The sequence below is a fragment of the Limisalsivibrio acetivorans genome, assembly GCF_000421105.1.
Taxonomy (GTDB): Bacteria; Chrysiogenota; Deferribacteres; order Deferribacterales; family Geovibrionaceae; genus Limisalsivibrio; species Limisalsivibrio acetivorans.
This window is the reverse complement of sequence record NZ_ATWF01000001.1, coordinates 1,289,740-1,313,396: the sequence shown is the minus strand read 5'-3', so window position 1 is coordinate 1,313,396 and position 23,657 is coordinate 1,289,740. Positions and strand designations below refer to the sequence as shown.

Here is a 23,657-nt window from a genome sequence, read left to right as displayed (position 1 = left end):
TGCGATTCACAGTGCCATATACAATCTTTGTCTTGAAGATGAATTTGATAAGAATGGTAAAATGCTCGTACACAAGGGAGATACGGCTAGCGCTTTGCAAATAATTAAAGAATATTGTGAGAAAATTGATAAGTGTTGGTAATCTCCCCGTAAAAAGGAAGTATTTATAAGTAGAATTTTCTCGTTATAGTAAAAGGAGGAGATTTTACATGAAGAAGTCACGATTCAGCGAGAGTCAGATATTTAAGATTTTAAAGGAAGCCGAGAATGGTGTACCAGTACCTGAATTATGCCGAGAATATGGCATGAGCAGCGCAGCATTTTATAAATGGCGCTCTAAATATGGCGGTATGGATGTATCCGCGATGAATCGCCTAAAAGAGCTTGAGCAAGAGAACAAACAGCTCAAAAAGATGTACGCAGAATCTCAGCTCAAGACAGAGATTCTGAAGGATGCGCTAGAAAAAAAGTTTTAAGGCCGTCTCAACGGAAAGAGATGGCCGTGTCAGCGGTTGATAAGGGTCTCTTAAATATTCGTCAGGTATGCGAAGCATTCGGGATCAGTGAAAGTTGTTATCGATATAAGAGAAAGCTTTCTGATGAGAATGGTCTTATTGCAGACTGGCTCATACGGTTGACGCATAACAACCGTAACTGGGGTTTTGGTCTTTGCTTTTGTCATCTTCGCAATGTAAGGGGCTTCGGCTGTAATCATAAGCGTGTTTATCGTATATATTGTGAGCTTGAACTTAATATGCGTATAAAGCCTAGAAAGCGTATTCAGCGAGAGAAACCGGAGCCGTTATCTCAGCCTGAGAGTGTTAATAAGGTATGGTCAATAGACTTTATGCATGACCAGCTTGGAGATGGTCGCAGTGTAAGGCTACTCAATGTTTTAGAGGATTATAATAGAGAAGGTTTAGGTATTGAGATCGATCTATCTTTGCCTACTGAAAGAGTTATTCGCTCCCTTGATAATATCATTGAGTGGCGAGGAAAGCCGGAGATGATCCGCTGCGACAATGGCTCTGAGTTTACGAGCAGCAAGTTTCGTGTATGGGCAGAAAAGCGTAATATACGTATAACATATATTCAGCCAGGCAAGCCTCAGCAGAATGCCTATATAGAGCGTTATAATCGGACTGTGAGATATGACTGGCTTGGACATTACATATTTGATAATCTTGAAGTGTTAAGAGATCATGCCACTCACTGGCTATGGACATATAACAATGAGAGGCCGAATACTGCTATAGGAGGCATTACTCCTATACAAAAACTAAAAAGTACAGAAAGATATTCTACTATAAGTTACTGCTAAAAATGGGAGGATTACATTTCCACTGATCAATAGCTTCGTCTGAAACGGTTATTGTTGAGCCTTCTTTTATAGCCCATTTTCATCTGTTACTTTGGGCTCTAAATATAGTTTTACGTCAGTTTTTGTCATATTTAAATGCTGCAACAGAATTTGTAATTTCTTTATTAACAACATCCAGATCAGAGATCATATTGACAGTTTCATCTGCAATATTATGGTTTTCTTTAGCAATAGAATCTATTTCAAGCATACTTTGATTCAGAAGATCCATAGCTTTTGCTTCTTCGTCTGTGGCCTGAGCTATTTTTTCCACTTCCTGGGTAACTGTTTTAACGCTGTTCAATATCTCTTCCAGCGCTACTCTTGTTTTCTCAGAAGTCTCCATTCCCTCTTCCACTCTTTCTGCACTGGACTGCATATTAGAAACTGTGGTTCTAGTTTCCTGCTGGATAGTAACAATCATGCCGGCAATATTTTTTGTAGCTTCTGTAGTTTTATCCGCAAGTTTGCGTACCTCATCAGCCACAACAGCAAAACCTCTTCCGTGATCTCCTGCTCTGGCTGCCTCAATAGCAGCATTCAACGCAAGCAGGTTTGTCTGATCTGCAATATCATTTATCACTTGTATGATCTGACCGATCTCATTACTAAGCTCATCAAGCTTTACGACAGAATTCTTACTCTGGGTAACATTATCTGTAATCAGAAGCATGCCTTCTTTCGCCTTCACAGAAAGGCTGTGCCCCTCCGTAACCATCTTTTCAGCGCTAACAGCGGCTTCAGCGACAAGTGAAGCATTAGAAGCTACCTCCTGAACAGTCGCATTTAGCTCCTCTATGGCACTGGCTGCAGATGTAGATGTCTCCTTCTGCTGAACAGCTCCGGCTGATATTCTCTCTGACAAAGATCCAAGATTATTAGAGAGTGTAATAAGATGCTGTACCCTTTTGTCAATATTAAAGAACGAGCAGCTTAAATCTTTTGTCATATAGTTAACGGCCTGGCCGAGGTCACAGATTTCATCACGACCACTCACCGGTATTTTTGTTGTAAAGTCACCGTTAGATATAACTGCCATTTTCTCCTGAATAGTTTTGATTTTAGAGACTACGGTAATTTTTATATATGAGTTTAAAACAATAACAATTACCACTACTGTTGCTATTAATAAACCAATAAGTATATAAGGCAGTTTCATATTGGCATTAATTTCGTCCATTACGATTTTGCTTGGAGTGCCTACCATGTGGTAGCCAAGGGTATTACCTGTGGAGATATCTTTTACGGGGATGCTGATAAAGAAGTACTCCTTTGTCAGAAGTTTGCCTCTTTTTATAAGATCGTCGGGACTAATGCTTTTAAAAGAACCTAAAACATTTTCGCTGAACCATTTGTTATTTGCTATGTGGTAGTTGCCTATTGTTTTATTACTGGCTATTTTAGTTGACTTTGCAGCGATATCAGGTGTAGCAATCAAAGCGTACATTATCCCTTTTTTCTCCAGATCTCTGCTGACCGAGCCTACACCCTGTAAAAACTCAATAGAGCCTATATATTCGCCGTCAGACATAACGGGAGCGATAGCTCTTATCATAATCCCTATTCTTCCTGCTTCAAACTGTACGATAGTTTTTTTGTTATTTATGATATTTTTTATAGAAGTTCTGGATTTGGTAAGGTCGTCTCCATATTTTACAGTATTCCAGTTTCTGATAAAAGAATGTCCGTTTTTGTCATGTATATGTATCTTGATTCCCTTGTAGTTAGTATTAGACTTATACATCTCTCCTATAGACATAAGGGTATTGATTCCTATTTCTCTCATTCCGGTAGCGAGAGAGCTTACAATATTAGGGTTTGCGCTGAATCCTACAGCATTGGTTATGCCTACATCATATTTTTTTTCCAGAAGGTTCTGGATGTCTTCTGTCATTTTTGTTTCATAGCGTAAAAGAGCTTCGTCAGTTTTCTGCTGTTTTACATAAAAAAGAGTTGTTAAGGCAATTATTACAAAAATGCCGCCGATGATTACGTTGAATATAAATATTTTTTTGCTTATAGAATGAAACATAATAAATGCACCCTTACAATTAATTCTATGGTTAGTATAATAATACATACATTAACCTAAGTCGAGTTTTTTAGACACCATAACTTTATCATTTAGCGTAACGCTTCGTCATTTCTAATCGAGCATATGCAGCAGGTGAGGTTTATGTATCTGGCTGCTATTATCGATTGGCACAGCAAGGCTATTCTAGCCTGGAAGCTTTCCAACACTATGGATACATCACTTGTATGTGATGTTCTTGAGGAAGCTATTTATAAGCACGGCACTCCTGAGATCTTCAATTCAGATCAGGGCAGTCAGTACACCTCTTATCACCATACAGAGATGCTTAAGGGGCACAATATAAAGATATCCATGAACGGCACGGGACGTTCTATCGACAACATCGCCATTGAAAGATTTTTCCGTACATTGAAGTATGATGATATATATGTCAGAGATTATAGAACTATCAGTGAATTAAGAGCCGGGATCTGCAAATACATAGATTACTATAACAATAAACGACTGCACTCAGCCTTGGGTTACAAGAGACCTATGGATGTGCATATGAATCAGGTAAGAATAGCGGCATAGAAACACATTAAGAAATCAACTTATGCTGTCTTGACAAGGGGTGGCACTATATGGCTCTTGTTGATAAAACGGCAGAAGGAAGCTTAATAAATCAGAGGGTCGGCAAAATTGTACCGCTTGACCCTAATAATGTTAATCTTAAATTTGCTTACTATTTCCTAAGTCAAAAATTAGTAAACTCCGATGGAAACATTCACGGAGAATCTTCCGTTGGCAAAGGAAAAATATTGGGTATGAATAGAGAAGAACTGACACTTATCAGTTAACTGACACCGAACCTTAAGAGGGTAACTGTCAGATCATGTCGTGGTCAGCACACCTTATCAGCTAAGCAGACGGATCCTGTGGGAGTACTTACCAGGGATATCTACCGCAATTCTTTCTGCCATTAATTCTACAGACCAAGTAAACAAATTTTGCACGAGCATTTTCACATCTTTTCTGTAAGGAGCTGGTTCATCAAGCAGATTGTTATGCAACTCATCCGATATTCTTCCAAATTGCATGGATTTATCTTCTTCTGCAATCAACTTTCCCTCTAGCCATCGCCAAGCTCTACTTTCTGAATATGCTTTTGTTAATTCAGCTAGAGTTGCATCTTTTGTTAGGCCTAATATGTTTAAATCATGTAATACATTTATATCTAAATCACCATTAGCACTCAAACTGCAATTAACTTGTTCAAAAGATGACCAAAACAAGTCAGCTACCCATAACTTTCTAGGTGTTTTAATCAATTTGTTAAATATTCTTAAAGGCCATTTAAGATTACCAAAATTTATACGATCATTTTCAATACTATTACAATACTCTAAAATTTCAGCAAACAATTGATTATCAATAAGGACACTTTCTTCTAGTATTGTTTCAATTATTATAATATCTTCAGGACACGGAGTAAAACTAACGCCTAATTCACTATTCCCTCCAGGAACAAGTGCTAAACCATAACTAGTCATATTTGCGCTTCCAAGAAATATTATGGAGTTATCAATACATATAGCTTTAGCATGTAAATTCTGATCAGCGTATAACTCCCAGCCATAAACCTTCATTTCCTCATAAGCAGTAAGGCTAGACGCACCTGTCAGTAAATCTGACAACCTCCATCTAGTAACAATTTTAACTTTTATATTACTGCTCGAAACACGCTCCTTAATCCATGAAAGCCCTTCAGTCGTCAAGAATGCAGTAAGAATGGTTATACTGTCTTCAGCTTTATTTAATGCTTCCGACAGCTTGTTCCGATACTTCTCTGTGCCAAGCAGCATATTAAACAGCCTTAAGCATTATCTTTCAATTTACTTAGAAATGATTTCAGATGCCTACCCCATATATCTCTCATCTCATCAAGGTCATCAATTCTACTATAAAGCTCATCTTCCATTCTTGCGTATGACATTAGAGTAAGGTCAAGAGCATTAATATATTGGTCATCACCAACATCTAATAATGGCTCATACAGGCTATTAAAGAAAAGGTGACTTCGGTTGATTACTAACACACATGTACTACCTGTGGTTTCAACGCCAATAAACTGGGAACCTGGCCAGGATTTAAAATCTTTCTCAATTGCCAAATTGATCTTCTCTGGAGCAACCTGGCTAGCATTTTTATCAGTCAAGGTTGTATCTGATTCTAAAATACGATTTTTCCACTCCATAAGTTTCTCATCTTCTGATTTAGATTTACCTACTTCGCTTGACTTTGTTTTGGTTTTCTGAGTCTGAAGATCAGTATTTGCAATACGAGTACTGGTATCAGGCTGCGCTCTTTCCTTTGCACTTCCTCCTCGCTTACCAGCCCCCCTCTCTTTGATACACTCCATTAGTTTTCTGTGGTTATTAGAAAAAATTCTACTAAGTTCCAATCTTAGTTTAAGCTTCAAATCTTGTTCAAGCAATTCATCAAAGTCTTCTGCATGCTCAGTCTTAAACTCTTTCTCGTCAATATAGTCTACCCCTCTGACTGCTTGCTTATTATTTGTTACACCAAAAAGCTCGTCAAGAATTGGCTCAAATCTAATTTCACAACCCCACCACCGCTCTCTCTCATCTCTGTCATTGAAGAAACCGAAGTTGTTAAAATCAATTTCTCTTGCTGCTCTGACAAAGGAAATGCCTGTATTATTGCGATAGTGACTCCCTACTATTGAACCTCCTCCTAAAGCTTGTGTCTCTGGCAATGCTATAGTAAATCTCATTTCAACAGATGCAGTGTTACCAGACGAATCATAAACTATAGGGATATTGATAACTTCTCCATACATTACATTCAATGCTTGTGTTTCATAACCTGGGACGTTATTTGGAGTCATGAGATAAAGAGGATCATTCGCATAAAGAGTGACAACTGAACGATCTTTACCTGTTGCTACCAAATTTATTTTAACTTGGTTGCCATACCTGTTGTCATCATCTAAAAAATGTCTGTATATTCGACATAAATCCTTATTGAGTATTTTATAAAGAGTTCTCGATTTAACCATATCCAGTCTATCACACTTGCTCCAAACTATTAATGTCCCTGAATCTGATAACTCACCCTCTATCTCATTAAGGTATTTCTCAGGAAGCTCAACCTCTTCTACAGGATTTACTGTTTGCAGATTCTCTTCTTTGATTTGATCGACATCTAAAAAAGTGTGGTAAAATTTTTTATCTTGCCATGAGTAAACATCTACCTTTCGTGCTTGACTTACTGAAGCATTAGGCAAGCCTATTCCAAATCGGCCCATTCCAGTTCTTGAGTTCAGTCTGGTACCATTTCCGAACTGCAAACATATTTGGAGCGTTTCTGGAGTCATGCCGCAGCCATCGTCATAAACCGCTAATTCTCTGATTTGGGTGCTATTTCTTTTATGCATGGCCACTTTCTCTTCAAACGCAATCACTTGGATATTCTTGGCTCCAGCTTCTATTGAGTTATCAATTAACTCAGCCAGTGCGCTAGCCGTATTTTTATATCCAGCGTCTCTGAATGTTTCAATCGCCGTCTTTGCAGGTATGATACTATTAGGCATTTTCTACTCCTTTTATTGCCAATCGCTGTTAAAATTGGTGAAGGCATGATCTTCTTCAGGAAACCCTACTAAGTTATCCTTTATATCTACAAGGATACACTCCTCATTCCCTCCCATCTTCGGTCCTCTAATCCCTCTTCCTATCATTTGTGAATAAAGAACCAGAGAACCTGTTGGTCGGGCAATTAATACAGCATTGGTATTTGGAGCATCAAACCCAGTTGTTAATACACCATAGTTAACCAATACTTGGACTTCATTTTTTTTGTAATCTTCAATATATTTTTGTCTATCATAAGATGAGCAATTGCCATCCACGCATCTAGCCTCAATATCTTTTATATTTAGCAACTCTGTAAGCATATGTGCATGGTTCACTGATAAAGCAAAAACGATAATACTATAGTTTTTCCTGCATAAACTTGCGATTTCACCTAATATACAAGCATTTCTAGCAGCACTTTGCTCGAGTTTAACAAGAACAGATTTTGGTAAGTCTAGAAAATTTGAGATAAACTCAAGCTCACTCGGCTCTAAATCAATTGATATTTCACTAGGAATTTCTTTGCGAACAATTTTTGACAAATATCTATTTTCTTGCAAGAATTTAATAGGGTTGGCAATTTCTTCAGCTGTTTCGCTAGTTAGGCTTATTTTTTGTCCTCCGAAGAAATCAACTAACTCTTGAATTTCTTCACTATTTACTCTCCCAGGTGTAGCACTCAAACCAACTATAAAAGTTTTATCAATATCAGATATAAACTCAATGCCAGAGCGGTATGTTGGAGCAATAGCTTTATGAGCTTCATCAATCAATATGAATTTACACTTAGCTTTTAATCTTGATATTGATCTAAAAATCTCACTATTCTTTGATAGGCGCATTGAGTGTATTTTTTGCAAGCTTGCAACTAGAAAACCATTTTCAGATTCGAAACTAGGGACATCATAATCCCCCCAAAGTCTATAGATTGTAACTGGGGCATCTCCTCTCACTGACCATAACTTCGTAAATGTCTCCACTGCTTGCTCACACAATTCTTCAGAATGTGCTAACCAAACTACAAATGTCGACCTGTCTGCAACGGCTCTCCAGTAGTCAACAATTGCTTCGATGCTTGTTCGTGTTTTGCCAGACCCTGTCGGCATATGTACCAGTAGGCGTTGTTGACCAGAACTCAGTGATCTTATAAGTTGATTTTTAATTCTCAACTGATAAGGGTAAAGCTGAGTCTCAGGAGATAATTCTTCATGTGAAGGTTTTGACTCATTTACAGGAGGTAGGTAAGAGTCATCAAGGTCAAAAATGGCTAACAATCTTTTGGCATAATTACTACTACGAGACCAACTAAAAGAGTATAGTTTGTCAATATCTGCTTCAGATAGTTTTTCTTTTATATCGGTAGCGCCATAGAGGATAAACAGTTGGTACTCTGTAGGCAGGCGTAATAAGACTTCTCTCCTAATTTCCTTAACTGAAAATACCTGCGAGCCATGCCTAAGCATAAGAAATTTTACTAAGTTTGACTCTTTAACTCTCGCTGAAGAGATTTCAATTATGTTTTTGATACGATCTACACCCACTAACTCAGATAAAATTGGACTCCCCAATCGTTTTAATCTTTCATTTAGATTTAATCTCTCAAGATTTTCAGGTAATACCACTATATCACTCGCTTCATTTTTTCAGCATCAACTTATTAATAGTTAGAACTTAAAAAGCAAAATACTAAGATGATAGTTTATCAAGTTCTTGACAAACGTTTCTTTTAAGCTCATGAAAGCGTTCTTCAAGTACACGCTGGTAATATGTATATTCATCTTCGCTATCTCTACGTTGATACTTTTCTTGTATTGGAGTAGGCACCATGTGACCATATTGTACGATTTCATCTATCTCAGAAAAGTATTTTTCAGGCTCCATATCCCTAATAATCTCATTTGCTTTGGCTGAGATGTAGGTCCTATTCAAAGGACTATTTAATATGTGATCCTTCTTCTGCCTTAACTCATCAGCTGATTCATTTAATTTTTTAACACTTCCGAACGGGACAATGTGGTGATCATTCAAAGACAACACATAGGTTAGCTCGTCTCCAGTGTCACTTTTAACTTCAATTTTCTTATTTATCGCTACATCATAAGCAGATAATCTAACTCTAGAATATTTTCTCGGGATAAAATCACCTGGAAGGTTGCTAAGTATATATTGTAATATCCCACTATATATTGCTTTGGGCACAGAATCTTCATTCTTAAGTAATAAGGTATCTAAGTCTGAATAACGAGTATCTTGGAAGATGTTGGTAAGCCTGCCTATGAATGGGTTCTCCCCCTTATTGCTTATCCACTCGTATAAAGAATATATATCATTAATACATTTTTCGTTTTGCCCTTCTCGATATGCGCCTGAAAATAGAGAGGCCCAATACCAATACTCTAACTTATCTATAGATTTTTTCTCACCCCAAACCTCGTCAAACGACAACATGTATGCTATTGGGACAACCATTAGTTTGTAGGGAAGTTTTTCGATTATAGTTATACCGCACCTTAGCTGCAAAAAAGCATATGCACGCGCTAAAGCAATAACTGTTTCTTTTGTGTTGGAATTAATTTTCTCGTAATCTAATTCAAGTTGTTTTGCATTTTTTAACAGGTCAATTTTGATGACTCTATTATTTGCATTAAAAAGTATTTTTCGGGAGTGAGTAAATAGGGAAAGAATATTTAAAAAGTGATCTTTTGCCTCTCTAACAATCTTGTTGTCAATTACTAATTTAAAATTATTTGGTACCCAAGAAGAAAGTTGACCATTGCCTACAGCATCAGGAATCCGAACATCTTTTTGATATAGGTCAGCGATTCTCTTTGACAATGATTCATGTTTTGTATCTTTAGCTGCCTTAGCAACTACGAGGTCAAAGGTATTGAGTTTTTGACCACCTTCATTAATTGTTGTGAAAATTGCTATGGCTCGACTTATCTGATCCGCAGGTAACTCAATAACAGGTATTGCCTGTTTAAGCAAATTATTCAGATAGTTGCTAACGGCTGCGCTCCATCTTTCCGCAAGACCAGACCACGCATAGGCTATTTCATCACTATATTGTTCATTATCATCCAAGAACTCTTCTATGCTTGGTTCTACGTCTTTTAATAAATTAATAATCTGATTTTTGTCATCTCCTAACTCAGCTTGTAAATCTTCTTTTCTTTTAATAGCGATTTTCCTAATTACCTGATCATGCAAATTATCCCTTTTATACGGATATAGTGAATATAAAGGTATCAAGCACTCTTCAGCTGCCATTCTGATCACTTGCAACTGCATCCTATTGCTAGTCATTTTATTTCCATTGTCATCCTTAATATCGAAGCCAGGCGAATGCCATTCATGTGTCTTTGTTTTATAAATTTTTTTTGAAACGAGAAAGTCTAAAACATCATCTGGTTCACAATTATCAATCCCTTGAAAAGAAAGATTATTATAGCCAAAAACATCCTCACCATTAACTTGAGGTTTAACATTGATAAACCATCTTGCTCTGAGTTGGCTGTAAACATCTTCATACTTCTGTTTCCATCTATTTTCATCATAATACAGATCGCAAAAAAATAATTTCAAACTTGTAAAGCGTTGTTGACCATCCAATAAATAACTACAGTCCTCTTTAGGTTCTATTATCTGATTTTTTGCCCCAATCTCTCGAGCTAAAAAATCATCTTTATTTCCATTTAAAAGCAAAAGGTTGCCAATTGGGAGTTTTACAAGGAAAGACGCTAATAATTTTTTTTGCTTATCTTCTTTCCATTCCATATCTCTTTGAAAATCGGGCAAAACAATTTTATTACTTTCATTTTCAACAAAAAGTGATTCAAGCGTCATCCTAGAGTCCTCCAACATCTTCTCCTTATATGAAACAGCTTGGGCAGCTATTTCCCATATCCGCATCAAGTATATCAATCAGGCTTTTATTGTTTTTACGCATGCCTTTCTCAATTCTTTTTATCTGCAACAACTTAATCTCTTTTATCCTTTCAGGTTTTACAAGATCCTCAAGACGTTCATTATCCATCCAGGAGTAACCATCTTTTTCATACTCCATGGCCATATAAAAAAGTTTCGGATGTTGCTCATAAAGCCACACCCATTCAATTTTTTGTTGGAAAAAACAGAAATAACAACCTGACCTGCTCCTAGAGTAATACCCTGTCAGCTCTTTACCATCATCATTAACAGTAAAGGGTTTTTCTTTATAATACTCAGGTACTCCAACACCACTCTCTTCTAGCATTCTATAAACATCAGCCAATACAACTGAATCATCTTTTCCAATTAGCGGAAAACTATCAACAGTACCAAGCGGGTAATCAGTACCTTTTAGAAATTTAAAAACCACCTTATTAAAACTAACTGCATCCAAATTTATCAATCTGTTTAGCTTGTTGTCAAGGTTAAAGCCTTGAGAAAGCTTGGTCGTAAGTACAGTAAGAACCTCATCTTTGCTAGAATCATTACCGATAACTTCTAATGCTATATCTGTAATGTAGTCGATATTCGAATCGGCTAACACTTTACGTATTACATCAACGCTCCAAATATTATTCCTAAATGGGAAAACCGATTGAATGTTGCTTTTTTTTGAAATATAACCTTCTCTAGATTCGTCTCCCCTGATACCAACATAAGAGACAACAGGCTCATCACCGATATACTTTTCAAAAGGTTGTAATTTCAACTTCTTTGTACACCAACGTTGACTTGGAGAAGGGAGGTATCCTCCATAAAGTTCTAGAAAATGGTCAAAACCTGATTTGGTACTATTCTCAGCGGCTTTTAATTTTATAATTTTCTTACCAAGAAAAACCTCAAGCTTCTCTATGACACGGTAAGTCTCATCAAGCTCTTTTTCTGTGTCGCAGAAATAGTACTCAAGCTCTAGTTCAGGGAATTTAGTTTTAAGGTAAATAGCGAGTGCTGCACTGTCTTTCCCACCAGAAATGCCTAATACATGTCTAACCTTTATACTCATTCAACTCATCCATTAGTAAGTTTGCCAAAGCAATAAGTCTCACTTTTTCATCACCCTTAGCAATTTTTCTAACTACATCTTTAAGCTCGTCAACATACAGTAATTTATCCTTGGGTATAGATATTGTTCTCTCCACTAGCCCTCCCTGTATATTGGTCAGTGAACACTTCACAACATGCTCATTTTCGACATCGATACTATCCTCTGAGAATTCACGTAGGTTATCAAGTTCTCTCAATATATGTTTAAGGTTCTGAATAAGCATCATTTCCTCGTCATCTTGCATATTCTCAAGTTTTTTCCCTAGAACTGGTTGAATTAACGATGACACCCAAGCAACCCTATCATCAATATTTGAGTACAATCTTGTATAAAAAACTTTCTGATGTGAAGTTAGCAGACCATTGTTTACACTGCTAAAACGTTTTTGAATGATCTTTTTGTAATCTTCAAACACCATATCTTGATAGCCAAGTTCATCTAATAAAGAATTCTCAATCCTTTCAATTAGTTCTTGATAACATGACCTAAGTTCAGAGATAGATTTCTGCAAGTGCCCTACGTAGCGTTCAAGTAATTCCTCATTTTCTATTAGCTGCTCAACGGTATAGCCCAACGCCTTAGGGAACGATTCAAAAAATGTTTGTTCCGGATCTTTTGCGAAAACTATAGACTTACGAAACTGTATTGTGGACTTTGAAAGCTTATTTGTGTTTTTAGCGTATTCTGGCAAGCCACTATAAAAAACTAAGAATGGTTTTATTGTCTCAATAAATGACTCATTCGTCACTTGGGCTCCAGTTTTCTCGTTTATCATTTCACGGTACTTATTAAATAGGTTTAACCGAACTCCAGTAACATTAAATGCTTTAATGGTATATTTACTTGGTGACTTCCTGATAAGCTGAAGAACCTCAAGGCTTATCTCAGGAACAAAAGCACCGTCTTCATATATTGCATACTCGTTTTGTTTAGCTAATAAGAAAATTGGCACCCAAAACTCGATAAGGCCGTATTTAAGCCTATAAGGTTGCTTTTGCAATTCGTCTATTAAGTTTGCCACCGTTTTCTCTTTATGTTTTGATTCCTCTAAGAACTCTTCACATCGGTTCCAGAGAGGTGTAAAAGATGCTTCTAGCGGTTTATTTAAGCCAAAGATTCCACTATCGCTGCGATGTATACCAGTCTTTTTAAGTAATGCTAAATAAATAGTCTTTTCAGCAGGATACTTAGTCTTATCAAAGGCTATATCTTTATCCTGAGGATAAGTTAAAAGCCTTTTAAACAACTTATTCCATGCAGTAGATATTGTCGATGAAAGTTTTGTTCTATTGATAAGTTCATTTTTTAACACTGGTGTGCAGTGGTAAAGTTCATCTGAAATATTAGATAGCTTTTTATTAAGATCAGCTTTGCTTTTGATTTCATGCGCCTGGCCTTTATAATGCCAAGAAACCTTCTCAAAATCAAAAATAATATTATCAACCAAACCTGACAACTTACTCACAAAAAATGCTTTCATATTATTGAGTTCTAATGTCGCTACTTTATCATCAATCACATTTGAAATAACAGACTTGATCTTATCTATTTCGAATAAAATTTGTTTAATTTCTGAGAGGTCTTGAATAACACAATACACAGTATCTTTATTATCTTTAGAAAACTTTTGAATTTCACTCATATCAACGTTGTCATTTATTACAATATTAATGCGACCATCAATTTCGTCAGACAAAGGTGTATGTGTAGGGATATCGGTGACTTCATAAGTAAAAAAGCGAGGAGTCCCCTTATTCAAAAACGATGCCTTTGCCATTTCCACATTATATGGAAGATATTTTTTTAATTTATCTACAATATTTACGCCAAAAGATATTTGCTGTGACGCTTCATAGAGAGCAAGATCTATATCTAAATCTGTACCTTCAAATAGTATATAACTAGACTTAAACGCTAAAAAACGAATTATCTTTTTACTTTCTAGTGTTTTCAGCACAGTCTCTGTAACACTTTTAGGAATTTTCTCAATTACATCCATGTAAGAAAACAAGAATTCAATATCTACCTTTGCCCCAGCATCGGCAAAGATATTTAGCAAACCAATTGTTTTAACAATTTTCAGAGCAGATTCTCTATCTTCGTATACTGAGCTAAGAACCCTCTCAGTTGATTTATTAATCGCGGCCCACTGTAAATAGTAAGGATTTTCCTTATTATATATGTAAGAATGAAAGTTATGAAAGAGATAGTCGTAAGCTGAAGTTATGCTATAAAAAGCTCCATTGGAAGTATTGTGATTTTTCAGACCTAAGTAGTCATATGATTCAACAAAACTAAAAATGGATCTCTCATTTTGGCCATATAATTGGAGACATTTTGCTAATATGACAATACTTATTGGATCAAATGGATAAATATCCTGTAAAATACTGCTATCGAAATTGTTTGAAAAATCACAAATTTTAGCTTCACTCAAAACTCTTAAATCATCACTATTTAGATTAATGTCACATGTACTTTCAATTAACTTTGTATTTTCTTTCAGAAGATAGATTAAATTCCCAACAGGCTCATTAAATTGAAGTTCTTTAAACCTTCCCTTAACTTTATACCATTCTTGTTTCTGAGAAATTGAAAGTCCAGCTGAGTAAGCATCAAAGTTCTGGTGCAGTGTAGTCAATACTATTACATCTAGGTCGTTACTACTCACCATTTCGGCGAATTCCTGCATAAAGAACAGTTCTTGCTCAGGGTTATTATTGGCCGCATATTCCAAAAACTTACCAAACTCATCGACTGAAATCAGCAAGCTCGTATTTTTTTCTCCAAAACGTTCTAGAGATACCATTAGATCAGAAATTATGTTTTCTGTCTCAATATTAACATCAAGAGCGTTACAAATCTCATCACGAAATGACTTATAAGCGCCGGTTACTGAAAGAACTTTTATTTGATCTCCCTTGAGCAACCGATCCAACTTAAGGTGTTTTTCAATACCTAACAGGGTTCGCATAATTGCCAGCAAAAATGACGATTTACCAGTGCCATATGAACCGACAATATTAAACACCTTAAACCCTGCCTTATGATTATCCAAAAGCTGGTCTAATATATCTGAAACATTTTTAGTTACAATATATTTAAAATCTTTTTTAATATCTCGCACAATATTTACTGATGGTCTAAAGTCACTCATAGCAAGCCCTCAAGACTCTATCAACCGGGAAGTTATCTTTGATCTGCAAAAGCTTAACTCCTGCATCTTCAGTAAAGGTAATACCATTATAGGTACTCACTATTTTCTCAATAACACTCAGTAGGTCTTTTGCTCCAAGGCAAAGTAATTGCCCCAAACCATTGTTGCCATTCAAGATATCATTAAAAGTAATGCTATCCCCAAACTGACTATTTGATAAAATTCCATAAAGAGCTACATTCGGATTAATGTTGTTTGCCTCTGAGCCATCAAAAGTGTACCAAGCCTCAGAGCCAACAGTAGAACTACCCATCTCTCTTATAAGCCTCAAATCATGAAATAGTGTTGTGTAGTCATCCTCAAAGTTTTTAGATTTCTTACTCGGAGATAAGTATGTTTTAATAAATACACCTATGTCTGTTTTTATTATTTTTTCACTTACTGATTGTTCATTATCAAAACAAGCACTTACAATAAAATTATTTAAGTGTTCTTTTGTAAACTCTATTCTCTGTTTTCGAAACTCATTAAAGACTAAGTAATACAAACTTGCTTTAGCCTTCATTATTAAGTTAAGGTGCAATATCCATAGAGTGCTCTTATGCTCCAGGTATGGATCTAGCCCCACATCATCAGCGAAAATCAGATGTGCAAGCTCGGTCAACTCAGTCTCCTTTGTTAGACCAAAGGCTTCCATCCAATATCTAATAGAAGCTACCATGTTTTTGCCCACACCAAGCGATATCACTGCGTCTTCACTATTAAATTTATTACCGGCAACTAAGAACTCATACCCTTTCTTTAACCAGAAGAAACGACAATAGAACGATTCGTGTCCAGAAAAAATCAGTTTCGTCAATTCTAACTCCATAATAATTACATAAGAATTCTTAACTAAATGATACTATACAATTTATAGTATCCCATTTTAAATCCTTTGTCATCATTTCGTATATCTTTCAAGCAATCTTAAATTAACTAAACGACAGTTGTTGACGTGTCGAAAGATAATTTTGTGTCTGTTTGGTGAGAGATGCGTAAACTATACATAGCCCTTGTAAGAGTCCTCTTTTCTTACAGCATATATTTTGAGTTTCCCGCTCTTTCAGCATACTCCTCAGGAGTCATTGTAACTGCCCCTTAGTCTAGTCCAGTTCACTCAAGCAACTCTTATTATCCCGTCATAAGCTGATATGTCAGATATCCCGTATTTATTGAGAAAGGTTATGTTTTGACCTTGTATGTCTTGTTTTGTTAGGTAGTCATAGAGCCTTTCATCTCCGTCAACTCTTTGTATATCAATCCCTTTTTCATAGTTGAACAATATCTGGTTTTTATATGCATTGTACTCCCTGCAAGCTTCTTCAAAGTTTTTCTTTAAGTCCGGCAAATTCAGTTCCGGATCATCGTTTATTAACAGGTGGTAATGAGGATGTGTCTTTGCTGAATTGTTTTCATATATAGCAAAGCCCTTTAGGTGACTATCAGGTTTCTTTCTGAATCTATTGCAGTAAAATCGTTGATTCACCTTCTTCAGCAATAGGTTTATGTTTTTAATGAACATCGCAACACTTTTGTTTGAATGGCAATCATTGTTTTTGCTTTGAGTGATAGTTATAAAGTAAGCAATATTCGAATTGCGCAGTAGCTCAGTTAGTCCTTTACTATTTTTATATCTCTCCATCAATATGTTGTAATTATATATGAAGTTATCTGCTTTTGTTTTGGTTTCATCGTTCATCTCTATATCTGTGTTATTCTGAATGTGAGTTCTTATTATTGCCAGCTCTTGTGTGATTGCCTGAAGTTCACTTTTGTGTTTATAGCCTAAGCAACTGTCTTTCTTCATCAACTCAATGTTTCTTTCATAATAATCAACATTTCTGATATCAAATATGTCTTTCATAATAGCTCCTTATAAATATTTTGACTAGATGGCACATGTGCTTAAACTTCACCTATTAACAATTTTTAGTATTTAAAAATTGCCTGGTAATGTGTCAAATTGTTATTTAGTAAGTACCATCACGTGCATCAACTCACGTGGCAATACTCACCAAACAGCAGAGATAAAATCTCTACTACTATTTACTCAGAAAAAATTCTGTTTTTGACAAACAGGTATTTTCTGCAATTTTTTTCATCATGACCTGATGGGCGGTTTGCCCGGAAATGTTAGAACAAGTATTTGGGTTATATACATCCTAGAGCTTATTTAGCCCTGTTAAATAAACACTTATTGAGAGCTTCCTTTACCTAACCCACTAAGTAAAGAGCTCATAATCACCTGACAGTAGGTTTCGCATATATGCTTATACGATATCTGAAACCAGCTGCTTATTAAGTTGTTTAAGCTGAACGTTTGTTGCGTTCCTCTACTTTTTCCATTAACCAAGACTCAATTTCATGCTTTAGCCAACCTGTGGTTCTCTCGGTAAGTTTGATTGATTGGGGGAAATTCCCTGTTTTCATCAAAGCGTAAATCGAAGACCTGGAAAGGCCGGTCATGTTTTCAACCTCCTTCCTACGAATAATTTGTAGTTCAGTAATTTCTGTTTTCATATACTCTCCTTTAGTATTATTAAATGATAGCAAAAAGTTTTATTTCTTCTGGACATCTCATATTTACTTCCACCGAAAGTTATCCTTATTAGCTATCATATGTTGTATATATTTACTTTTATGATATTTTGGCATTTCGATAGTAAATGTAATATAATTGAATATGTCGAAAACAATCTATGTGTGTATTGAAAGAAGATATTTGATAAGGCTGAACGACCAGAGAGAAAATGCTGAAAGTTTATTAGAATATGAACTTGGGTATGGAATCATGAAGTATTTCAATTATTATAAGGGCTTTGCGAAATGTCAGAACAAGTCAGCAAAGGGTAAGATGAGCTGTAAGCTTGGTGAACTGGTGTGCCTTTGTATAGGATATTTTGAGAACGTTGAGGTGGGTAAACTTCGAGTTATAAGCGAGTTCGCCTCTTACTGTGTAAAGGAACAGCTTTATCTCCCTAGAGATGACTATTCTACAAATACTACTGTAAAGGCCAATACTCAGAGAAAGACCAAAGCTGATGAATTTGCAATATCTATCAAACCTTATATATATGAGCTTATGAGCTCTGGCTGTATAACAAAATATAAGATTGCTGAGGAGCTCAACAAAATGGGCATTCTTACTCGGCGTAATATGATGTGGAATGCGAAAGCTGTTTCACGAATTTTAAAGCGCTTGAATGAAATGAATTGAATCAGACTCCTTTCAGTTTATCCAGATAATCCGCCCACCACTGCATCATTCGGGCCCTTTCATCGAGGTGTTGGGCGTAATTGTATGCAGCTTTAACAGTATTATTTTCAACATGAGCAAGTTGACGCTCAATGCAGTCTCCACTCCAGCCGTTTTCATATAAAGATGTGGATGCCATAGCTCGAAAACCATGTCCTGTCATATCATCTTTAGAGTATCCCATTCTTCTTAGGGCTGCGTTTATGGTATTATTGCTGATTGGACGTTCCTTGGAGCGCATTGATGGAAAGAGGTATTTCCATCTTCCGGTGTGCATCTGGAGTTCTTCAATTATCGAGATTGCTTGGCTTGAAAGTGGCACAATATGTGGACGCTTGGTTTTCATCTTTTCGGCAGGAATTTTCCATATTTTTTCACTAATGTCCAGTTCGTTCCATTCCGCATGTCTTAGTTCCCCTGGCCTTACAAATACAAGTGGAAGCAACATTAGTGCAAATCTTGTTATGATTTCGCCCTGATAGCCATCGATGGCTCTTAATAACTCACCGATCTGTTTGGTGTCGGTAATCGTTGCCATATTCTTTGAGGTGGTTGGGATGAGCGCCCCTTTCAGGTCTTGAGTAGGATCTCGCTTAGCCTTTCCAACAGCTATTGCGTAACGAAATATTTCACTGCAAATACCCTTTGCTCTATGGGCAGTTTCAATTGCTCCTCTATTTTGTATTTTTTCAAATACTCGTAGAAGTTCTGGAGGTTCTAGAAATCGAATGTCTTTACTTGCTATGTATGGAAGAAGATTCTTTTCAATCGAACGCCACTTCTTTTTAGCATAATCATCAGACCATTTACGTTTGTTCTTTATGAACCACTCACCAGCAATGTATTCAAATGAGTATGCTTTATCGAAAGATTTACTATCCCTCAGAGTTTTTCTATGTTCGACAGGATCTATCCCTTCTTTTATCAGTTTTCTTGCAGCATCACGAATTTCCCGAGCTTCTTTTAGTGATGTTTCCGGATAGACTCCAATAGCATATGTTTTTCTTTTCCCATGTAGCTTGTAATCCAGGCGGAAATACTTCCCCGATTTCTTAATCAAGAGATACATAGCCTTTTCATCTGCTAATCTGAAATCTTTGTCTGAATATTTAGCATTTTTGATTTTTAGATCGGTAAGTGCCATTACAGTATCTCCTTTTAATATATTATAGATACTGTTATAAGTACTGTCAAATCATACAGTACCTCGCTGGATGTTGGTGGACGATATTGGTAATTACTGTCTTGTAAAACTTTGTCTATGTGGTATTTGTTAGACATGAGTGGAGTGTGTGGATTGTAATGATATGGAGGCGGCGGGAATCGAATTATAGCCATTGCATTATAACGCCTTATGCTATATTTAAATAAATTAGATGTTGACAGTGCTTTATAAAATATTTTATATAATATTTCATCATGTTACATCAGAAAATTTGGTGACATATGGTGACGTATTAGTGGCGATTTGGTGACACGAAACGGAATCGAACCGAGAGCCACAGCACGGAATCTAATCAGGGTTGAATATGGCAGATTTACCAAAGGGACTTAGAGTTAGAGGAAAAAGCAAGCTGATTGAAATTAACCTCTATTACAAGGGTGAACGCCTCTTTGTGCGTACAGGATTACCCGCAACGAAAGAAAACCTAAAACACGCAAGCATACTGCGTGAAACCATGATTAATGCAATCAAGCATGACAAGCTCAATGGGACTGAACATTTCAACATTACCGACTACCTGCCAGAATCAGGAAAGATTAACCAGCTTTTAGGCAGAAACACAGTAAACAAGGGTGCTACTTTTCAAGACTATGCAGAGAAATACAGAAAGAGAATCCTTGAATGTCATGAGTCAGGCGAACTTAAATATTCATCATTAAAAAGCTACAAGACAGGGCTTAGAAGACTTGAAACAGCCGCTTTCTATAAAATGAAAATGCGTGACATCAAGAAGTCACATATTCAGGAATACATCACCCAGCTATTAATGACAGTAGGCAAGAAGTCTGTAAATAACCTTCTCACACCGATGCGTCAGGCTTTTGAAATGGCTTTTGAAGATGAAGTTATTGACAGCAACCCAGCAGACAGAGTTAGAAACCCAAAATTCCCTAAGCCAGAGATGCAACCGTTTACAAGGGATGAAGTGCTTAAAATATTAGCTTATTTGAGAGAACATCACCCTGAACATGCTGGCTATATTGCGTTTGTTGTTTATACAGGTTGCAGAATAGGCGAGGCAATGGCCGCTAAGTGGGAAAACCTTTCTTGTGATGGTGACGAGTGGGCTTACTACATAAATAAAAACATAGTTGAGGGGAAAGAAAGCACACCTAAAACTATTGAAAGCATAAGAGAAGTCCCAGTTTTAGAGCCTTTAAAGCCCTATATACAAAGACAGAAAGCAATTTCATTAATGGCAAGTGAATACATATTCCCAAACCCCAGAACTGGCAGACCATTTAACAGAAATAGACCAGTAATAAACGGCATATGGAGACCGACATTAAAAAAGCTGAAAATTGCATACAGAGACATGAAACAGTTAAGACATACTCATGCCGTACTTGCATTAATTGCAGAAGACAATCTGCATGACATAGCAAAAAGACTTGGACATGCTAACACTGGTATAACTACAAAAGCATATATTAAATACCACAAAGGCTATTCTAAGCGTTCAAATCTTGAAACCTACTTAGATGAAGAAACAAACTGCAAAAGCAGTGATTTAATAAAAGGAGGCATTAAAGATGCAGATTCAAGTAACTAACCCATTTGACCACAGTGTAGTAGACAACAAAGAAGTGGTGGACATCACACAAGCCCCAGAGAGAGCTTTAGAGCGTGTTATGTACAACAAAGAGACAGGAGAATATATATTGCTCTGTGACCACCAAGCACTTGTCATTAAGCCTTAATTTCGGTCTTATAAAGCAGACAGCGGAAAGAATGCTGTCTGTTTTATATAGCTGAAATATACCGCCCAAGTGGTAGACGTGTGTTAATAAATATTACGAAAGAAAAGAATGGTTATTTTAGGGTATGCTATGACTGATTTTATGCAGAAGATTAAAGAGCATGAACACCTTGTTGAAAAGCAGGTAAGAGCCAGACTTAAAGACTTTGGCGAAATACCAGTGGACGTTGAGGACATGAAGCAAGCGTTTTTAATTCTGCTTGCACAAGCTGTTGGCGACTATTACGAACACGAAGAAAACAAAGCAAGTTTTGACACATTTTATGGCGGAATAATTGAAAAGTATTGCAAATACAAAATCAGAGAATACACCAGAAGAATCAAGTCAAGTTCTGGTAAAATACTTAATGGCGTTATGGAAACATCAGACGATGACTTTGAGCAGTATGGTGAGAATGACGGTTACGGCAGAGAGTCATTGCTTTTTGACATAGCAGGTCAAGACCCAAAGGTTCAGTATAAAGTTGCACCGAGCCACAGGTTAAAGCTCATGTTCAGGTGCAACGGGGAAGTTGTTGCAAAGCGACTGATGAAGACTATGAGAGAGCAAGGCGGAACATATAGAACTCTGACCAAAGGTAATGATTTTCTTGTGTTTACCACCGTGAAGCCACGCTTGGAGTTAAATGAGTTGTTTGGCATTGAATTGTATGCACTTGCTTATGAACCTTGGGAAGAGCTGGCGAAGAGAATAGCTACAGGAAGAGCCAACACCCAGACAGAGTGTATGGTGTTGTGTTTGACGGAAGCGTCAGTTAAGAGGTTGAAGCGTCAAGCGGATGCTCAAGGCATAGAGCGTAGAACATTTGAAGAGTCGAGGCATTTTTATACATTGCTGTCTGGCATTCCGATTTTTGAAAAAGAGAAGTCAACAAAGGACATGTTTTTTCTCAATCTCAAGCATCAACCTTGGGACACCGTGCATCATGACTTGACTGCATGTACTAGACCCATAAAAGTGTAAATTCTGTCCATTTGAGCGACAAAAAGCAAAAATTTTTTTTCTCAGTATTAGCAATATTTTAAGTGCCCTGTTAGTCGAAAACCTAGACAAGTGACAGGGCATTTTGCAATTATACATATATAGGGGAATATTAAAAATTTTTTGAAATATTTCTTTTTTCAAGAAACGCTTTCTTATTAAATGTGAATGTTTCATCTGATTTAGAAAAATAATAAATCAGGTAGACTATAAAGCCTATTCCAAAAAATAAAAACCACAGCAACCCCCAAAAGAAGCTAAATTCCTTTTTTCTAATTAAATATATTCTTTCATCTGATTCGTTATGAACAGTCCAGCCATTGCGGTTGTAATACGCCAGCCTTTCTTCAATGGTTTGATGGGAACTTAAGGCTTTTTTGTGTTTCTTGTCACTTATTTTGTCTGAAATTTTCAATATTATAAGTGACAAAACAAGCACCACTGCTAAAAATATTAAAATTTCCATTTTACACCTCATAAGTTTTTAATGTAAATACAATAAACCTTAAGTGAATTCAATATTTTTTCACAAGTTATTATATAGTTAAGACTAAATGACCTATAAAATGTCAAGTTTGGTGTGATTCCTAACCCTAAGTTCATGCTAAACCCTAAAGCCGTTGGTGGTGTAATGCCGCTGACGGCTTTTTTTATTTGAACTTACACAACCAGAAATACAACAGAAATAAGTCATACAGGAGGGTTCAAAGTGCAGAGAGTAATCAATATTTACATTTCTGACAACGTAGTCAAAGAGCTTGACGAGATGGCAAGCAAAGAAGGCAGAAGCCGCAGTAATTATGTAACACACATAATCAAGCAGGCAATCAGACAGACAAGAAAAGCTAAAATGCAAAAAACAAAAATGGAGGATTAACCATGAAAGCAGTAAATCTTGACAAATTCAAGAAGGTTCAGAAAGTAACACTGGACGGCAAAGAGTACGAAGTAAAGGGAGTTTCCGCTCGGCAATTCATCGGCGGTTTTCTGGATGATGAAACAAGCACGCTGTCAGACAGAGAACAGTTTGAAAAAATGATTGATGCTCTGGGAGAGCTAACCACAATCCCAGTTGAGGTGCTTAAACAACAGGACTTCGGAGTGCTTACAGCATTAATGCTTATAGCTCAGGGCATAGACCCTCAGACACAAGAAGCTAAACAGTAAC

The 23,657-nt window shown here is 36.6% G+C and carries 21 protein-coding genes; 9 read left to right on the top strand and 12 right to left on the bottom strand.

Annotation, left to right across the window (positions count from 1 at the left end):
- The first annotated feature begins 209 nt into the window (after nt 1-209).
- A protein-coding gene (locus K300_RS14805; protein ID WP_155827570.1) for an IS3 family transposase occupies nt 210-1,321 on the top strand; the annotation gives its coding sequence in 2 pieces (ribosomal slippage) (nt 210-462 and nt 462-1,321; 1,113 coding nt in all).
- Nucleotides 1,322-1,436: 115 nt separating this feature from the next.
- Here K300_RS14805 and K300_RS16080 read toward each other — a convergent pair.
- Nucleotides 1,437-3,392 carry a methyl-accepting chemotaxis protein gene (locus K300_RS16080; protein WP_022850812.1) on the bottom strand — a complete coding sequence of 652 codons (1,956 nt, stop codon included), beginning with the start codon at nt 3,390-3,392 and terminating at the stop codon, nt 1,437-1,439.
- Between the two features lie 135 nt (nt 3,393-3,527).
- Between K300_RS16080 and K300_RS14795 the strand changes: the two genes are divergently transcribed.
- Both K300_RS14795 and K300_RS0106230 read left to right on the top strand, forming a co-directional pair.
- A complete protein-coding gene (locus K300_RS14795) occupies nt 3,528-3,968 on the top strand; it encodes an IS3 family transposase (protein ID WP_430681896.1) in 441 nt (146 codons plus the stop codon).
- Nucleotides 3,969-4,018: 50 nt separating this feature from the next.
- Complete coding sequence (locus tag K300_RS0106230) at nt 4,019-4,234, top strand: restriction endonuclease subunit S domain-containing protein (RefSeq protein WP_022850810.1); 216 nt, start codon at nt 4,019-4,021, stop codon at nt 4,232-4,234.
- Between the two features lie 57 nt (nt 4,235-4,291).
- Here K300_RS0106230 and K300_RS0106225 read toward each other — a convergent pair whose 3' ends face one another.
- The 9 genes from K300_RS0106225 to K300_RS0106185 all read right to left on the bottom strand — a co-directional run bounded on the left by K300_RS0106225 (nt 4,292) and on the right by K300_RS0106185 (nt 17,787).
- On the bottom strand, nt 4,292-5,239 hold the full coding sequence (locus tag K300_RS0106225; protein WP_022850809.1) for a phospholipase D family protein: 948 nt from the start codon (nt 5,237-5,239) through the stop codon (nt 4,292-4,294).
- 11 nt (nt 5,240-5,250) lie between these two features.
- Nucleotides 5,251-6,990 carry an ATP-binding protein gene (locus K300_RS16075; RefSeq protein ID WP_022850808.1) on the bottom strand — a complete coding sequence of 580 codons (1,740 nt, stop codon included), beginning with the start codon at nt 6,988-6,990 and terminating at the stop codon, nt 5,251-5,253.
- Nucleotides 6,991-7,002: 12 nt separating this feature from the next.
- On the bottom strand, nt 7,003-8,655 hold the full coding sequence (locus tag K300_RS14785; protein WP_155827569.1) for a DEAD/DEAH box helicase: 1,653 nt from the start codon (nt 8,653-8,655) through the stop codon (nt 7,003-7,005).
- A gap of 64 nt (nt 8,656-8,719) precedes the next feature.
- The gene (locus K300_RS0106210) at nt 8,720-10,879 is read right to left on the bottom strand and encodes a DUF262 domain-containing protein (protein ID WP_022850806.1); all 2,160 of its coding nucleotides are present in this window, start codon (nt 10,877-10,879) and stop codon (nt 8,720-8,722) included.
- 25 nt (nt 10,880-10,904) lie between these two features.
- Nucleotides 10,905-12,026 (bottom strand): phosphoadenosine phosphosulfate reductase domain-containing protein, encoded by a 1,122-nt coding sequence (locus K300_RS0106205; RefSeq protein WP_022850805.1) that lies wholly within the window; start codon nt 12,024-12,026, stop codon nt 10,905-10,907.
- A complete protein-coding gene (locus K300_RS0106200; RefSeq protein WP_022850804.1) occupies nt 12,010-15,225 on the bottom strand; it encodes an OTU domain-containing protein in 3,216 nt (1,071 codons plus the stop codon). Before K300_RS0106200 ends, K300_RS0106205 begins: the two co-directional genes overlap by 17 nt.
- Nucleotides 15,218-16,084, bottom strand: coding sequence for a DUF4007 family protein (locus K300_RS14780; RefSeq protein ID WP_051135289.1), 867 nt, complete (start codon nt 16,082-16,084; stop codon nt 15,218-15,220). The genes K300_RS0106200 and K300_RS14780 overlap by 8 nt, the downstream gene beginning before the upstream one ends.
- Before the next feature lie 300 nt (nt 16,085-16,384).
- Entirely contained in the window at nt 16,385-17,131 is a 747-nt protein-coding gene (locus tag K300_RS0106190) for a hypothetical protein (protein ID WP_022850802.1), read from the bottom strand.
- Nucleotides 17,132-17,574: 443 nt separating this feature from the next.
- Nucleotides 17,575-17,787: a helix-turn-helix transcriptional regulator gene (locus K300_RS0106185; protein WP_022850801.1), complete on the bottom strand. Its 213-nt coding sequence runs from the start codon at nt 17,785-17,787 to the stop codon at nt 17,575-17,577.
- A 163-nt stretch (nt 17,788-17,950) separates the two neighbouring features.
- Between K300_RS0106185 and K300_RS0106180 the strand changes: the two genes are divergently transcribed.
- Nucleotides 17,951-18,484 (top strand): recombinase family protein, encoded by a 534-nt coding sequence (locus K300_RS0106180; protein ID WP_155827568.1) that lies wholly within the window; start codon nt 17,951-17,953, stop codon nt 18,482-18,484.
- Nucleotide 18,485: 1 nt separating this feature from the next.
- On the opposite strand, the gene K300_RS0106175 is transcribed toward K300_RS0106180, so the two are convergent.
- Nucleotides 18,486-19,667 carry a tyrosine-type recombinase/integrase gene (locus K300_RS0106175; protein WP_022850799.1) on the bottom strand — a complete coding sequence of 394 codons (1,182 nt, stop codon included), beginning with the start codon at nt 19,665-19,667 and terminating at the stop codon, nt 18,486-18,488.
- Between the two features lie 385 nt (nt 19,668-20,052).
- Between K300_RS0106175 and K300_RS0106170 the strand changes: the two genes are divergently transcribed.
- From K300_RS0106170 to K300_RS0106160, 3 genes are all read left to right on the top strand, one after another.
- The gene (locus tag K300_RS0106170) at nt 20,053-21,300 is read left to right on the top strand and encodes a site-specific integrase (RefSeq protein WP_022850798.1); all 1,248 of its coding nucleotides are present in this window, start codon (nt 20,053-20,055) and stop codon (nt 21,298-21,300) included.
- Nucleotides 21,281-21,448 (top strand): hypothetical protein, encoded by a 168-nt coding sequence (locus K300_RS16700; RefSeq protein ID WP_022850797.1) that lies wholly within the window; start codon nt 21,281-21,283, stop codon nt 21,446-21,448. The genes K300_RS0106170 and K300_RS16700 overlap by 20 nt, the downstream gene beginning before the upstream one ends.
- A gap of 141 nt (nt 21,449-21,589) precedes the next feature.
- Nucleotides 21,590-22,471 (top strand): hypothetical protein, encoded by an 882-nt coding sequence (locus K300_RS0106160; protein ID WP_162139858.1) that lies wholly within the window; start codon nt 21,590-21,592, stop codon nt 22,469-22,471.
- A 130-nt stretch (nt 22,472-22,601) separates the two neighbouring features.
- Here K300_RS0106160 and K300_RS0106155 read toward each other — a convergent pair whose 3' ends face one another.
- Nucleotides 22,602-22,955, bottom strand: a complete 354-nt coding sequence (locus K300_RS0106155; protein ID WP_022850795.1) for a DUF8108 domain-containing protein — start codon at nt 22,953-22,955, stop codon at nt 22,602-22,604.
- Between the two features lie 243 nt (nt 22,956-23,198).
- Here K300_RS0106155 and K300_RS16525 point away from each other — a divergent pair, with 243 nt between their 5' ends.
- Complete coding sequence (locus K300_RS16525) at nt 23,199-23,366, top strand: ribbon-helix-helix domain-containing protein (protein ID WP_022850794.1); 168 nt, start codon at nt 23,199-23,201, stop codon at nt 23,364-23,366.
- A 2-nt stretch (nt 23,367-23,368) separates the two neighbouring features.
- Nucleotides 23,369-23,656 (top strand): hypothetical protein, encoded by a 288-nt coding sequence (locus K300_RS0106145; protein ID WP_022850793.1) that lies wholly within the window; start codon nt 23,369-23,371, stop codon nt 23,654-23,656.
- The last annotated feature ends 1 nt before the right edge of the window (nt 23,657 follow it).

Excerpts from the sequence above, each read along its gene's own strand:
- K300_RS16080 (WP_022850812.1), bottom strand. The coding sequence starts at position 3,392 with ATGTTTCATTCTATAAGCAAAAAAATATTTATATTCAACGTAATCATC.
- K300_RS0106230 (WP_022850810.1), top strand. The coding sequence starts at position 4,019 with ATGGCTCTTGTTGATAAAACGGCAGAAGGAAGCTTAATAAATCAGAGG.
- K300_RS0106225 (WP_022850809.1), bottom strand. The coding sequence starts at position 5,239 with ATGCTGCTTGGCACAGAGAAGTATCGGAACAAGCTGTCGGAAGCATTA.
- K300_RS16075 (WP_022850808.1), bottom strand. The coding sequence starts at position 6,990 with ATGCCTAATAGTATCATACCTGCAAAGACGGCGATTGAAACATTCAGA.
- K300_RS0106210 (WP_022850806.1), bottom strand. The coding sequence starts at position 10,879 with ATGACGCTTGAATCACTTTTTGTTGAAAATGAAAGTAATAAAATTGTT.
- K300_RS0106205 (WP_022850805.1), bottom strand. The coding sequence starts at position 12,026 with ATGAGTATAAAGGTTAGACATGTATTAGGCATTTCTGGTGGGAAAGAC.
- K300_RS0106200 (WP_022850804.1), bottom strand. The coding sequence starts at position 15,225 with ATGAGTGACTTTAGACCATCAGTAAATATTGTGCGAGATATTAAAAAA.
- K300_RS0106190 (WP_022850802.1), bottom strand. The coding sequence starts at position 17,131 with ATGAAAGACATATTTGATATCAGAAATGTTGATTATTATGAAAGAAAC.
- K300_RS0106185 (WP_022850801.1), bottom strand. The coding sequence starts at position 17,787 with ATGAAAACAGAAATTACTGAACTACAAATTATTCGTAGGAAGGAGGTT.
- K300_RS0106180 (WP_155827568.1), top strand. The coding sequence starts at position 17,951 with ATGTCGAAAACAATCTATGTGTGTATTGAAAGAAGATATTTGATAAGG.
- K300_RS0106175 (WP_022850799.1), bottom strand. The coding sequence starts at position 19,667 with ATGGCACTTACCGATCTAAAAATCAAAAATGCTAAATATTCAGACAAA.
- K300_RS0106170 (WP_022850798.1), top strand. The coding sequence starts at position 20,053 with ATGGCAGATTTACCAAAGGGACTTAGAGTTAGAGGAAAAAGCAAGCTG.
- K300_RS16700 (WP_022850797.1), top strand. The coding sequence starts at position 21,281 with ATGCAGATTCAAGTAACTAACCCATTTGACCACAGTGTAGTAGACAAC.
- K300_RS0106160 (WP_162139858.1), top strand. The coding sequence starts at position 21,590 with ATGCAGAAGATTAAAGAGCATGAACACCTTGTTGAAAAGCAGGTAAGA.
- K300_RS0106155 (WP_022850795.1), bottom strand. The coding sequence starts at position 22,955 with ATGGAAATTTTAATATTTTTAGCAGTGGTGCTTGTTTTGTCACTTATA.
- K300_RS0106145 (WP_022850793.1), top strand. The coding sequence starts at position 23,369 with ATGAAAGCAGTAAATCTTGACAAATTCAAGAAGGTTCAGAAAGTAACA.